Genomic DNA, 14,264 nt, shown 5'->3' with positions numbered 1-14,264 from the left:
AGCGTGGGAGAAATGTCATGAATATCCAAGGCGTGAATTTATTATCTTTGCTGTCTGGTTCCGAGAATCTGGGTAATCTCCAGCAAGGTCTGCTGGGCTCGGCAGACGGCGAGGCCGGGTTTGCATCGGCATTAATGGAGCAATTGGGTCTGTTACAGGGCAAGGGCGCCAGCCCGGACTTGGCGGCTATTCAGGACTGGATGGATTCGGCAAAAAATGGCAATGCCGAGCCGGGGTTGCAAGGTTTTGCCGCTTGGTTCGGAAAGGATTTGCCGCCGACGGCCAACAAAACCGGCGCGGACATCGATCTGGAGGATACCTTGCAAACCTTGGCGGGTGTTTTGCAAGAATTGCAGCAACTCGATGCCGACGCGCCGATAGACGTACCTGCGCTCGATACCCTGAAGGTTGACGGCGATTCGGCGCCTGTAGCCGATGACGGCGATGCAGCCGCCAACGTCGCGGCCTTCGTGCCGATATTCGTGCCTGCACCGGAGCTGCAGGATAATGCCGAGCCATTGACGGAGCTTTCCGAGCCTTCGGTGTCGTTTGCTAACAAATCGGCCGTGGCCAATCCGCAGGCCGGCAATCCAGATGAGCGGCTAGAGAGCGCAAGCACTGAGGCGGACATGCTTGGACCTGATTTCGACCGCAGTATCAGTGCGATGCTGGCGGAGCAGGGCGCCGATGGCAAATCCCAGCAAGACAAGAATAACTTGGGGTTCAAAGCCGAAAACCTATTGAATCAAATGGAGCAGCAGACGGATGGTGGCGAAGCCGGCAAAACCCTGCCGGGCGTAGCCGCGGATATCGCCCGGCTGAATCAAGCGGTTCGCGGTGAGGCCTCCCCTGTTCCCGCGCAGCCGGCCATGAGCAAACATTTTGCCGACCCGGCCTGGAATAAGGAACTGGGCGAAAAATTGATCTGGATGCACAAGCAATCGATTCCGTCGGTCGAATTGCGATTGAATCCAGAACATCTGGGGCCTGTGCTGGTCAGAATCGACGTGAACCAGGATCAAGCCCACATCGCCTTTACCGCGCAGCATTTGGCGGTCAAGGATGCGATAGAGGCCGCGATCCCCAAATTGCGGGAAATGTTCAGTGGGCAACAGTTAAACCTGGCCGATGTCAACGTTTCGCAGCAGCAATCCGATCAACGCCAGCAAGCGCGTGATTTTTTTCAAATGGCCAGTGAGCAACATCGTAGAGATCATGCCGAACTCGACACAGATGGCAACGGAACAGGCAATGCCGCGCAAAATTTGGTCGATGAAATCGAAGCCGGCAGGGCGGTGGCCAGCAATGGCTTGTTGAGCTTGTTTGCTTGATTTGGTACCGAGCCCGATTGCGTTTCGGTTCGTGATTGCCGGCCAACATTGACCTTCACCCTCAAGCCACATACTATGCGACCTCAGGGTCGGATAGTGAGTGGTGAGCGATATGGGGCAAGAAATTCATCCCGCGGCGGCGTATCAAGCAGCCGACTACCGTCGCTTTCAACAGCGTTTGCAAGCCGAAACCGAACTGCTTGGCAGTTTCATCAAAGACCGCGCTTGCTCGGAAAAGTCGCCGGTCGCCGGTTTTGAGATCGAAGCCTGGCTGTTATACGGCGACATGCGTCCCGCGCCATTGAATGAGGTTTTCCTGCAGTCGTTCAACAATCCGATGGCGGGGCCCGAATTGGCCAAGTTCAATGTCGAACTGAATACGCAGCCAGTGCCCTTGACTGGCGATGCATTCAGCAGGCTGCATCAGCATCTGGGCAATACCTGGAAACAAGCGGAACTGCTTGCCCGGCAAATGGATTTGAATCTGTTGATGATAGGCATTTTGCCGACGCTGGAGCAGCGACACTTGAATCTGCACAACATGTCGAACATGAATCGTTATCGGGAATTGAATCGGCAAGTGCTGCAAAGGCGGAGCAAACCGATTGTGCTGGATATTTGCGGACACGAACATCTGAGAGTGGAGCATCACGACGTGATGCTGGAAGCGGCGACGACGTCGTTTCAGTTGCATATACAATGCCCTTTGAGTACAGCGCACCGTTTTTATAATGCCTCTATCGTGGCCTCCGCGCCGATGGTGGCGCTATGCGCGAATGCGCCTTATCTGTTTGGCAAGGATTTGTGGCACGAAACCCGTATCCCGATGTTCGAGCAAGCCGTTGCGTTGGGAGGCTTTGACGGCGCGGCCGAAGGCCCATTGCATCGTGTCAGTTTTGGTTCCGGTTTCGCCCGGCATTCGATTCTGGAATGCTTCCAGGAAAACCTGCTGCACTTTCCGATTTTATTGCCGGAATCGTTTGACGACGACCCTGCAATGTTCTCGCATCTTAGATTGCATAACGGGACGATCTGGCGCTGGAATCGGCCCTTGGTAGGTTTCGACGACGATGGTACGCCACACATCCGTATCGAACATCGCACCCCGGCTGCGGGGCCGACGGTATTGGATTCTATCGCCAACGCCGCGTTCTTTTATGGCTTGGTAAAAAATCTTTCTGATGAATGCACCGCAGGCCATGCCGATTTGAGCTTTGCTCAAGCCAAGGATAATTTTTATCAGGCTGCCCGGTATGGTCTGGACAGTCATGTCACTTGGCTGGGAGAGCGTAAATCCCGCTTGCTGCCGTTGATAGAACACGAGCTGTTGCCGCGCGCCAAAGGAGGTTTGCTCGCGCTTGGCATCGATGCAGGCGATAGTCATGTTTATTTGGACATCATACGCCAGCGCGTTGCCAGACAGCAGGCCGGCAGCGATTGGCAACGGGGGTTCATCAAGGATAACCCGGGCGATTTCGTCGCTTTGACCCAGCTTTATCTGCAGTGGCAACGCCGCGGCGAGGCGGTTGCGGACTGGAATTTCTGTTGAGCTTTTGTAGGTTGATTCGTCGCGAGGTGTACTACAGGCGATTTGCCCGAAACCGCTTGAGGTCTGTCAGACCATATTTTTAGGGGGTGCGCGCTGAAGTGAACAAACCTTGTTATTTGCGCAAACCGCCCCGACGGCTGCGGTTTTAGAGGTGCGGATAGAAGGCTAATTCAGCGTGATGATCGGTTATTGAGTGACTTGATTTTCGGCGACGGAGAAAAAATAGCAGCGGTTTTTGCCTGACCGTTTGGCGGCGTACATGGCCTGATCGGCGTGACGTATCAGTTGATCGGCATCGGCATTGTCCTCGGGATAAAGTGTAACGCCGATGCTGGCCGATACCTGCAAAGGCAGGGTACGGACAATCACCGTCTCGGCCGTTGCTTTTAACAGGCGTTGCAGGATGGGGTTGCAGTCTTGGGGATGCTCCAGGCCTGCCAGTACGCCGATGAATTCATCCCCACCGATGCGCGCCAGGGTATCGCCTTCGCGCAGGCTCGATTTCATCAGTTTCGCCAGATTGATCAACAGTTCGTCACCTACGTCATGTCCGTGGGAGTCGTTGATGGCTTTGAAGCCATCCAGATCGATATACAACACGGCGATGGCCAGCCGGTTGCGCTGGCTGTGAATGATGGCTTGCCGCAGACGATCGGACAATAACACGCGGTTTGGTAGCCCCGTTAGGGCGTCGTAGTGGGCGAGGTGTTCGAGCCGTTGCTGGTAGTTTTTGATGGGCGTGATGTCGGTGAAAAGGGCGACAAAATTTTGGATGCTGCCTCTGACATCGCGCACGGCGCTGATGGTCAACATTTCCGCATAAATGATGCCGTCCTTGTGGCGGTTCCAGATTTCACCACTCCAATAGCCTTTTTCCAGCAAATCCGTCCATAGCGTTTGATAGAACCCGTGATCATGGCGGCCTGATTTCAATAGCCTCGGATTCTGCCCGATAACTTCGTCACGGGCATAGCCGGAAATGTCGGAGAATGTTTGATTGACATCCAGGATTAGGCCATCGACATCGGAAATCAAGATGCCTTCACGGGCATGGGTGAAAACGTTCGCCGCCAGCTGCAAGCGATTTTCGGCCTCCGCTGTTTCGATAGCCAACGCCACCAGACGGGCCTCGTCTTCCATCAGGCGTTGATCTGCCGCCGCTGGACGTCTGACATGGCGGTGGTAGAGGGCAAACGTGCCCAACACCTGGCCTTGCATCGATAAAATGGGCTGTGACCAGCAGGACCGCAGCTTGGCTTTACGGATCAAATCCCGGTAAGGCAGCCACCAGGGATGTCTGGCGATATCTTCGACTATCACCGGTTGGCCGCTATGAGCCGCCGTGCCGCAACAACCGATGCCCGGTCCAATAATCAGACCATTGAGTGCTTCCTTATAAAAGTCAGGTAGACTGGGCGCTGCGCCATGGAGTAATCGACCTCTGTCTTTGTCCAGCAACAAAATGCTGCATAACATGCTGCGATTGATGGCTTCGATATCTCGCGCAATGGTATCCAGCACGAGCGGCAGCGGCAGTTTTTCGGTGAGCATTCGCAATACTCGATTGCGGTGTTGTTCGCGTAATTCAGCCAGCTTGCGTTCGTTGATTTCCCATTTCAATCGGATCAACCAATAGGCGAATATCAGAAAAAAAACCAGGGCGGCCAGTGCGTATTTCACCGCGGTTTCGACTTTGATGCCCTGTTCTATCCTCAGCCCCAGCCAGCGATTAAAAATTTCATCGGCCTGTTCGGCCGGAATGCTGTCCATCGCCTTGATGATGATGGTTGCCAGTTCCGGATGCCGTTTATGGATCGCCACGCTATGGCGGCTGCGATATTCGGTCAAACCAGAAAAACGCAAGGTCAGCAAGCCTTCCTTCTTGATTACGTAGTTGGCGGATGCCGCATCACCGACATAAGCATCGGCCTGGCCATCGACTACTTTTTGCAGGGCAGCCTTCATGTCCTGTGCAGGCACCAGATCAATCCGGGGATGATTTTTTTCCAGCAATTCCTGCATGAAATAGCCTTTTTCCACCGAGACGCGTTTTTCGTACAAGTTTTCCAGGCTACCGATAAAGCCGCCTTGGCCGTTGTCGATGATGACGGCTGGCCCTGATTTAAACGGCTCGGTAAATATCAAGTATTCCGAATGCTCGGGCGTTTCGACCGCCGCCGACAGCATGTCCAGTTCGCCCTTTTTGGCCAGGTCGAGAACCTCGGCCCAAGAACGATCGCCAATGATTTCGAAATGCACACCCAGTTTTTGCTCGAGCAACTTTATGTAATCGGCGGCCATGCCGACGTAGCGGCCTTTATTGTCTATCCATTCGTAAGGCGCGAAATCCCGGTCGATGCCGACTCGAATGACTGGATGAGCCGCAAGCCAGCTTTTTTCCGCATCTGTCAGGTTCAGTTCGCCAGAAAGTTGCTTGTTTACGAAAGCCATGAGTTCAGCCTCGGAAAGTGCTTTGTTGAAGCCGGCGCGGGCATAGGTATCGGCAACGAATTTCAGGCGCCTGAGGTCGATTTGTCCTAATGGGATCGTATCGGGCAAAATCAATTTACGGGTTTCGGCGGCCTCGAAATGCAGACGATCGGGCGCGAGTTTGCTGTGATATTTGTTGACAAGGATTGCAATCAATTCTTCGGGATGATCCAGCGCGTAGCGCCATCCCTTCAATGCGGCACGGGTGAAGCGATCGGCGCGCCCTGGGTGGCGTATCAGTTCCTGGCGGCAGGTGAACAGGATGTCGCCATAGAAGTCGATGCCATAGTTTTGCGGATTGATGATGTTGATCTTGACGTCATTTTGCTTGAAATAATAGGGTTGATCCGTCAAATAGCCTGAGATGACATCCACCTTGCCCTGCGTCAGCAAGCTGTAATCATTACTTTGCTGGAGTGGGGTATAGTCATTATCCCTGAGGTTGGCGTCCACCAGCATGGCCCGGAGCGGAGCTTCATTGGCGCTCAGGGTGTCGGACATGATGGTTTTTCCTGCCATCTCATAGGGGCTGATGATGCCGGAATCCTGTCTGGCCATGAATACCATTGGGTTGTGCTGAAAGATAGCGGCTAACGCAACCACAGGCTCGCCCTTGGCGTATTCCGACAACAGACCTGCATCGCCTATGCCGTAGTCAGCTTCGCCCGATACAACTTGTCTGACCACGCTTTTGTCCAGATCGCGTTCAATGATTTCGACGTCCAGGCCCGCCTCGGCGAAGAAACCTTTTTCGAGGGCCGCATAGTAGCCGGCGAACTGGAATTGATGAAACCATTTCAGTTGCAGCCTGACCTTTTCCAGCCCGGTGCCTTTCCCGTTCCCGTTCTGCGAGGCATAGCCCATGCCCGGCATAAGGATTTGCGCGAGTAAAACCAGATAAAAGCCAAGGAAGAAATGTTTCGACATCGTCAACAATGGATAAAATTGTCAGTCAATGATGACATGCTAATGATATTAAATGAATAGGGCATGAGGCTTTGGCAAGCAACATGATAACGAGCCCGTTGGCATGATGTTTTTTGCTCGGCCGCCCCTTCTTGGTTTTATCGTCTTGGCCCGGCGAAACCGTGCATAATCCGCGTTATCCACTAGATTTATCTCGGCCCGTCATTACCGTTGGCTTGCAAAGCCGATCTATCCCGCGGGCTTTGCCAGGCTACTACTTAGCGACAACTAAAAGGAATCCGCCATGACGTCCCTATCAAGACTCGTATTTTTATTGTTGATGACCATATTGACTGCTTGTTCCTCGATCTATTACAGCGGTTTGGAGAAAATAGGCATCCCCAAGCGCGATGTGATGGTGCATCGCGTGGAAAAAGCACGTGATACGCAGGAAGAAACCAAGCAGCAATTCAAATCGGCTTTGGAGCAATTCACCGCGGTCACTCATTTTCAGGGTGGCGATCTGGAAGCGACCTATCAAAAATTGAATGGCGAATATGAAGCTAGCGTGCAAAAGGCTGAAGAAGTGAAAAAGCGCATCGCCGACATCGAAGATGTTTCCAACGCCTTGTTCTCTGAATGGGAAACGGAATTGACGCAATACGGCAATGCGGCGTTGAGGCAGAATAGCCAGCAGAAATTGACCGCCACCCGTGCGCAATATGAGCAATTGATCGCGGCGATGCGCCGGGCCGAAGCCAGGATAGAGCCGGTATTGAGCGTATTTCGGGATCAGGTGTTGTATTTAAAACACAACCTGAACGCGCAGGCGATCGTGTCGTTGAAAGGACAGTTGAGTACTGTTCAATCCGATGTGTCCGCTTTGGTCTCGGCCATGGAAAAGTCCATCAACGAAGCCGATGCTTTCATCAACACCATGGAAAAACCCTAGTCCAGGATCAAGATAATCGAGCCATGGTCTCCAGGCTAATTGGGGGGTAACAGGGTTTTACGGGAGACAAACCAGTGTGGGGGCGAATTCATTTGCAGGTAACCCTTGGTGGTGCGAATACGAACATGGCCCGATTGCCCTGAGCAGCGTTCCGGCAAAGCTCTGCCGGAACGCTGTAGGTATCGCTAATCAACCGGCTTGATAGCTTTAAAGCCGATGTCAGTGCGATAGTACATATCTTGCCAACCGATTTGCTTGCAAAGTTCATAAGCTTTGCTCTGTGCTTCGGCGATACTGTCGCCGAGCGCGCAAGCACACAACACGCGGCCACCCGCGGTGACGATATCGCCGTCTTGGCGTTGGGTGCCGGCGTGAAACACCTTGCGATCTTCCACACTCTCCGTTGGCAAGCCGCTGATGACCTGGCCTTTGGCGTAGTCGTCGGGATAGCCGCCCGCCGCCAATACCACGCCCAGCGCCGCACGCGGGTCCCACTCGGTTTCAATTTTGTCCAGGGACTGATTCAATGCCGCCTGGCATAACGCCACCAGGTCGCTTTGCAAGCGCATCATGATCGGTTGGGTTTCCGGGTCACCGAAGCGGCAGTTGTATTCCAGGACTTTGGCGTTGCCGCGTTTGTCTATCATCAGGCCAGCATACAAAAAGCCGGTATAGGGCATGCCATCTGCCTTCATGCCGCGCAGGGTCGGGTAGATGATCTCGTCCATCACGCGTTGATGAATTTCCGCCGTGACGACGGGGGCTGGCGAGTAAGCGCCCATGCCGCCGGTGTTGGGGCCCCGGTCGCCGTTGTCGCGGGCTTTGTGGTCCTGCGAGGTGGCCATCGGTAGCGCGTGCTCGCCGTCGGCGATGACGATGAAACTGGCTTCTTCGCCCACCAGGAATTCTTCTATCACGACGCGGTTACCGGCTTCGCCGAAACTGTTGCCGGCCAGCATGTCGTTGACGGCATCTATGGCTTCCTGTTCGGTTTGCGCGACGATCACCCCCTTGCCGGCGGCCAGGCCGTCGGCCTTGACCACGATGGGCGCGCCCATGCGCTCGATGTAGGCGACGGCGGGTTCGATTTCGGTGAATACTTGGTATTCGGCGGTAGGAATGTCATGGCGGGCCAGAAAGTCCTTGCAAAACGATTTGGAGCCTTCCAGTTGCGCGGCTTGCGCGGTCGGGCCGAAGCAGGCGCGGCCGGCGGCGCTGAACGCATCTATGATGCCCTTGACCAGTGGCACTTCCGGGCCGACGATGGTCAGCGCGATGTCGCGGGCTTCGGCGAAACTCAGCAAGCCGGCGATGTCGTCCACTTGAATCGCGACGTTTTCGATGCCGGGTTCCAGGGAGGTGCCGGCATTGCCGGGTGCGACGAATACTTGGCTGACTTTTGGAGATTGTTTGGCTTTCCAGGCCAGGGCGTGCTCACGGCCACCGCTGCCGACGATCATAATTCTCATGATGGGACTTAACCTTGGGTTGATGATTGGACTGAAATATCGGGCAAATTTTACCGGCATTTGCCGGCCGGGGTTGGATTTTGTGCGGGGCTCGTGATAGCGTGTGACCTGGAAGGTGGTGTCGGTATCCGCCATCCTTTTTTGAACTTTCCGATCAACTTAAAGACAAGGAGCGGCAATGACAGATTGTCTGTTTTGTAAGATGGTAAGCGGTGAAATCAAGCCGGATGTGGTTTTTGAAGATGATAAGGTGTTGGCGTTTAGGGATTTGCACCCGCAAGCGCCCATGCATGTTTTGGTGATTCCAAAACGGCATGTCACCAATTTGAACGATCTCGATGATGCGGCGCTAGGCGGCCATATCTTGCAAACGGCGGCCAAAATCGCCGAGCAACAAGGCTATGCCGAGAGCGGTTATCGCAGTTTGTTCAATTGCAACGCCGACGGCGGGCAGACCGTGCATCATTTGCATTTGCATGTGCTGGGCGGTCGGCGCATGCATTGGCCGCCGGGTTGAGCTGCCTGTCTACCCAACTGGTTTAAGCGCGATTGGCGAGCGGCATTTTTTCTCGGAGTTTCAAGAAGCGCCGATAACGGCTGATAGGGATGGCGCCGTTTTCAGCGGCCTCGCGCACCGCGCAATCCTTGTCGTTGACATGCCGGCAATCGTTGAAGCGGCATTGGCCGATGTAGGGATGAAATTCGCGATAACCCCAAGCCAGTTGAGCCTCTGATAGACCGGCCAGGCCAAAAATCGCCACGCCGGGACTGTCGATCAAATCGCCGCCGCCGGGTAAGTGATACAGCGTGGCCGCGGTCGTGGTATGGCGGCCATGGCGGGTGGTTTCGGACACGCTGTTGATTTTGAGGGTTTTGTCCGGCAGCAGGGCATTGGTCAACGAGGATTTGCCGACGCCGGATTGGCCGGCAAACAGGCTGGTTTGCGTGGATAACACGTTCTGCAGCTCTGGCATGCCTATGCCTAGATTGGCGCTGACCCGATGCAGGCTATAGCCCAAGGCCAGATAATTTTGTAGTTCCCGTTCAACCGATTCGGCGTGAGGCAGGTCGATTTTGTTGAATACCAGTGCAGCATCGATATTGCAGTTTTCACAAATTGCCAGATATTGATCGAGTAGCAAAAAATCGCATTCCGGTTCGGCGGCGAATACCACGAAAATGGTATCGATGTTCGCCGCAACCGGACGAATCTGTTCGCCGCGGCTGGGGCGCTGCAAAACCGAGCGGCGGGGTAATAATTGTTCGATGCGACCTTGTTCCGGCGAAGACAACGAAATCAAAACCCTGTCACCCACCACCACGGTATCCAGTTTGCGCAAGGTTTGACACAGGATGATGCTGCCAGGCGTTGCCTTTGCTTCCGTGTCTAGGTTTTCACCCACCTCGACGGCAATGCCTTTGCCAAGATGGGCGACGACCAGGCCTTCTATCAGCGCCGACATCACGCGGACTGCATTTTTTCTTCGATATGGGCGATGCGAATCGCTGCGGGCGGATGGCTGTAATGAAATGCCGAATACAAGGGGTCCGGCGTCAAGGTGCTGGCGTTTTCTTCGTACAGCTTGACCAAACCGCTGATCATTTTGCTGCCTTGGGCATGGCGGGTGGCGAACTCGTCGGCTTCGAATTCGAATTTACGCTGAAAATATGCGCTAACCGGATGCAGGAAGGTGGTGAACACCGGTGAAACCAGCATGAACAGCAGCAAGGCTGCCGCATTGGAATGCGTGCTGACGCCCAGGCCGTCGAAAAACCAGTCTTGTGTGATCAGCCAGCCCAAGATCGCGAAACTGATTAAAGTCATCACGGACGAGGCCGCCAGCATTTTGATGACATGTTTGCATTTGAAATGCCCCAGCTCATGCGCCAATACCGCCTCCAACTCTTCTTCATCCAGCGAATTGACCAGCGTGTCGAAAAATACGATGCGTTTGTTGTTGCCAAGGCCCGTGAAATAAGCGTTGCCATGGCCGGAACGACGGGAGCCGTCCATGATGAAAATGCCTTGACTGTTGAAACCGCAGCGTTCCAACAATTTTTGGATACGGTTTTTCAGGCTGCCTTCTTCCATCGGCGTGAATTTGTTGAACAGTGGTGCAATCAAGGTAGGGAACAGCCAGCTCATCAACAACGAAAAGCTCATGATGATGGCCCAGGCATATAGCCACCACAGGCTGCCGATGCTATCCATGACCCACAAGATCAAGGCCAAAATTGGCATGCCTATCCCCAGCGTCAGTGCCACGGATAGCAATTGATCCTTGGCGAATTGGGGCAGGGTGTTCTTGTTGAAGCCGTATTTATCCTCGATGACAAAGGTTTGATACAGGCTGAACGGAATTTCGATCAACGTCATCAACAGAAACACGCTAGCCACCGAAAAAAGGTCGGCCATCAGTGGCGATAGATCAAACGTCGTCCAGAACTCAAATACCAAACTAATGCCGCCTCCCAAGGTGATCAGCAATAAAAACAGCATGCCGAAACCACTGTCGATGTCGCCGAGTTTGCTTTTTTCTATCGTGTAATCGGCGGCTTTTTGGTGCGCGGCGAGGGGCACTCTATCCCTGAAAGCCTGTGGGACTTGATCGCGATGCGCCGCGACATAGGATTTTTGTCTGGCGGATAACCAAAATTGGATGCCGTAGGAAAGGATTAAGGCGAATAAAAAAAGGACTGTAAAGGTGTTCATTGTTCCAGGAAGGTGGACGGGTTATCGATTAGCGGTACAGAGTAGCTAATGCTACAATTTGCCGCAACATTAATCATCATGGAATCCATAATGGCTCAGGATGCTGACAATCTGATTTGGATCGATCTGGAAATGACGGGTCTTGATCCTGATCGCGATTTGATTATCGAAATCGCCACGGTAGTCACTGATAAGAATCTCAACCTATTGGCCGAAGGGCCAGTTTTGGCGATAAAGCAATCCGATGCGATGTTGGCGGCTATGGATGACTGGAACCGGCAGCATCATGGCGCATCCGGCTTGATTCAGCGAGTCAAGGCATCGACCATCACCGACGCCGACGCTGAAGAGCAAACGCTGGCATTTTTGAGTCAGTGGGCGCCTGTGAGATCGTCACCGATGTGCGGTAACAGTATTTGTCAGGATAGGCGCTTTCTATATCGCTACATGCCCAAGCTGGAAGCTTTTTTCCATTATCGTAATTTGGACGTGTCGACAGTCAAGGAACTGGCGGGCCGCTGGGCGCCGCAAATCAAGGACGGTTTTACCAAGCAGGCATCACATAAGGCGCTGGATGATATTCTCGAGTCCATTGGCGAGTTGAAATATTACCGCGAGCATTTTTTCAAATTTTAAAACGATTTCGGCGTTGCGTTTAGTCAAAAAAGCTTTGGCTGACTGCTTGTCTTTGGCGACGCAAATTCTATTCGATCCATTATTTATTACATTCAGGTAACAGATTCACATGTTAGACCCTCGTTTATTCAGAAGCGAACTGGAACAGGTTCAACAACAACTCAAAAGACGTGGTTTTGACTTCGACGTCGACACCTATTCGGCGTTGGAAGCCCGTCGCAAGGATATTCAAGTAAAAACGCAGGATTTGCAGAATGAACGCAATACGCGTTCCAAGGCGATTGGTCAGGCCAAAGCCAAAGGCGAGGATATTCAGCCCTTATTGGATCAAGTGCAGAACTTGGGCGATCAATTGAAGGCGGCGGAAACCGAGTTGGACGAGGTGCAGGCACAGCTGAATGCGATCATGGAAGGCGTACCCAATATTCTGGATGAGTCGGTGCCAGAGGGTAAAAGTGATGCCGATAACGTCGAAATCAGTCGCTGGGGCGAGCCGCCGCAATTTGACTTTACGCCTAAGGATCATGTGGATCTGGGCGAGCCATTGGGCATGAATTTCGAGCTGGGCGCGAAAATCGCTAGCGCCCGTTTCGTGGTTTTGGCGGGCAAGTTGGCTACCTTGCAACGCGCCATCATTCAATTGATGCTGGATACGCATATCAACGAACACGGTTATCAGGAAACCTATGTGCCGTTCATGGCCAACGCTGACAGTTTGCGGGGCACAGGACAATTGCCGAAATTTGAAGCGGATTTGTTCACGGTCAAAAACGAGCCAACCTTTTATTTGATTCCGACCGCGGAAGTACCGGTCACCAACATCGTCCGGGATGTGATTGTCGATGCCAAACACATGCCACTGAAATACGTCTGCCATTCGCCGTGTTTTCGCAGTGAGGCCGGTGCTTACGGTAGTGATGTGCGTGGCATGATCCGACAACACCAATTTGAAAAGGTCGAACTGGTGCAAATAGTGCCGCCCGAGCAATCGGCGCAGGCGCATGAGGAACTGACCGCGCATGCCGAAAATATTCTCAAAATCCTGAAACTGCCTTATCGGAAAGTCCTATTGTGTGCAGGCGATACCGGCTTCTCGTCAGCCAAAACCTATGATTTGGAAGTCTGGTTGCCGGGACAGCAGAAATATCGAGAAATTTCGTCTTGCAGTAATTTCAAGGATTTTCAGGCGCGGCGTCTGCAGGCGCGCTGGCGTAATCCCGAGACAGGCAAGCCCGAGTTGGTGCATACCTTGAATGGTTCTGGTTTGGCCGCCGGCAGAACGTTGATTGCGATCCTGGAAAATTACCAAAATGCAGATGGTTCAATTACCGTACCGGAAGCCTTGCGCAAATACATGGGAGGGATGGAAGTCATCGGCTAAACAATGAATCCTGCGTATTCAAGCTTGTTGTTTTGATCCGAAACCATTTGCGGTATCATCCTTGGTTGATTGCATAGGGATTGGAGGTTGTATTATTTCCAGTGTCTGTTTGCAGTCAATTAACAACTAAAACTATGAGGATGCTATGAGCGAAGAACAAAAAGTCTCTCTGTATGAGCGAATCGGCGGTGAAGCAGCCGTCAATGCGGCGGTCGATCTTTTTTACGACAAAGTACTCAATGACTTTCGGATCAATCGTTTCTTCGATAAGACCGATATGGAGAAGCAGCTCGAACACTTGAAAACATTCATGACCGTCGCGTTTGGCGGGCCCAATAATTACACTGGGCGTTCGTTACGGGATGGTCATGCGCGCTTGGTCAAGATGGGGTTGAACGACTCTCACTTTGATGCGGTTATGGGTCATTTGGGAGCGACGATGCAGGAATTGAATGTACCTGCGGAATTGATTGCCGAAGCGGCGGCGATTGTGGAGTCGGTGCGCGGCGAGGTCTTAGGAAAGTAGCTCCTTGGCGTTGCGCTTTTCAATCGCGCTACAACGCTAGTAAATCGTTAAGATGTAGCGCGATTGAAATAATTTCTTGACATTCATGCTGAGGGCTGTAGAATCGTCTGCTCTTCGGGGTTGTTTGAAAGCAAATGCTTCGAGAGGGCAAGGTTTTGGTTGCCCTGGTTTATGGTTTTGAGGTGTTGTTTTTTGAAGGCCTCGAAAAAATAAATTTGACAATGAGTTGAGATGCTGTAGAATGCATCGGCTCAACAGGGCGGAATGAATGCCCTTAGCTCTTTAACAAGAAGAATCGAAATAATTTGTGT

The 14,264-nt window shown here is 52.9% G+C and carries 11 protein-coding genes; 7 read left to right on the top strand and 4 right to left on the bottom strand.

All coding sequences use genetic code 11. The features are described from left to right. The first annotated feature begins 17 nt into the window (after positions 1-17). Entirely contained in the window at positions 18-1,331 is a 1,314-nt protein-coding gene (locus NM686_RS13735) for a flagellar hook-length control protein FliK (protein WP_255188405.1), read from the top strand. A 112-nt stretch (positions 1,332-1,443) separates the two neighbouring features. Next, entirely contained in the window at positions 1,444-2,880 is a 1,437-nt protein-coding gene (locus NM686_RS13730) for a hypothetical protein (protein WP_255188404.1), read from the top strand. A gap of 186 nt (positions 2,881-3,066) precedes the next feature. Here the strand turns inward: NM686_RS13730 and NM686_RS13725 are convergent, their stop codons facing one another. After that, positions 3,067-6,297, bottom strand: coding sequence for an ABC transporter substrate-binding protein (locus NM686_RS13725; protein ID WP_255188403.1), 3,231 nt, complete (start codon positions 6,295-6,297; stop codon positions 3,067-3,069). 283 nt (positions 6,298-6,580) lie between these two features. On the opposite strand from NM686_RS13725, the gene NM686_RS13720 reads away from it, so the two are divergent. Next, positions 6,581-7,228: a DUF2959 domain-containing protein gene (locus tag NM686_RS13720; protein WP_255188402.1), complete on the top strand. Its 648-nt coding sequence runs from the start codon at positions 6,581-6,583 to the stop codon at positions 7,226-7,228. Between the two features lie 185 nt (positions 7,229-7,413). Here NM686_RS13720 and purD read toward each other — a convergent pair whose 3' ends face one another. Beyond that, positions 7,414-8,697: a phosphoribosylamine--glycine ligase gene (gene purD, locus NM686_RS13715; protein ID WP_255188401.1), complete on the bottom strand. Its 1,284-nt coding sequence runs from the start codon at positions 8,695-8,697 to the stop codon at positions 7,414-7,416. Between the two features lie 178 nt (positions 8,698-8,875). Here purD and NM686_RS13710 point away from each other — a divergent pair, with 178 nt between their 5' ends. Further along, a complete protein-coding gene (locus NM686_RS13710; RefSeq protein ID WP_255188400.1) occupies positions 8,876-9,214 on the top strand; it encodes a histidine triad nucleotide-binding protein in 339 nt (112 codons plus the stop codon). 22 nt (positions 9,215-9,236) lie between these two features. Here NM686_RS13710 and rsgA read toward each other — a convergent pair whose 3' ends face one another. Beyond that, positions 9,237-10,160 (bottom strand): ribosome small subunit-dependent GTPase A, encoded by a 924-nt coding sequence (gene rsgA / locus NM686_RS13705; protein ID WP_255188399.1) that lies wholly within the window; start codon positions 10,158-10,160, stop codon positions 9,237-9,239. Next, on the bottom strand, positions 10,160-11,410 hold the full coding sequence (locus NM686_RS13700) for a M48 family metallopeptidase (RefSeq protein WP_255188398.1): 1,251 nt from the start codon (positions 11,408-11,410) through the stop codon (positions 10,160-10,162). Before NM686_RS13700 ends, rsgA begins: the two co-directional genes overlap by 1 nt. A gap of 90 nt (positions 11,411-11,500) precedes the next feature. Between NM686_RS13700 and orn the strand changes: the two genes are divergently transcribed. The 3 genes from orn (at position 11,501) to NM686_RS13685 (ending at position 13,953) form a co-directional block, all read left to right on the top strand. Then, the gene (orn, locus tag NM686_RS13695; protein WP_255188397.1) at positions 11,501-12,046 is read left to right on the top strand and encodes an oligoribonuclease; all 546 of its coding nucleotides are present in this window, start codon (positions 11,501-11,503) and stop codon (positions 12,044-12,046) included. A 109-nt stretch (positions 12,047-12,155) separates the two neighbouring features. Continuing rightward, entirely contained in the window at positions 12,156-13,427 is a 1,272-nt protein-coding gene (gene serS / locus NM686_RS13690) for a serine--tRNA ligase (protein WP_255188396.1), read from the top strand. A gap of 145 nt (positions 13,428-13,572) precedes the next feature. Further along, the gene (locus NM686_RS13685; protein WP_255188395.1) at positions 13,573-13,953 is read left to right on the top strand and encodes a group I truncated hemoglobin; all 381 of its coding nucleotides are present in this window, start codon (positions 13,573-13,575) and stop codon (positions 13,951-13,953) included. Positions 13,954-14,264: the final 311 nt, after the last annotated feature.

It is taken from the genome of Methylomonas rapida, assembly GCF_024360925.2.
GTDB classification, from domain to species: domain Bacteria; phylum Pseudomonadota; class Gammaproteobacteria; order Methylococcales; family Methylomonadaceae; genus Methylomonas; species Methylomonas rapida.
This window is presented reverse-complemented; position numbering and strand designations above follow the sequence as displayed.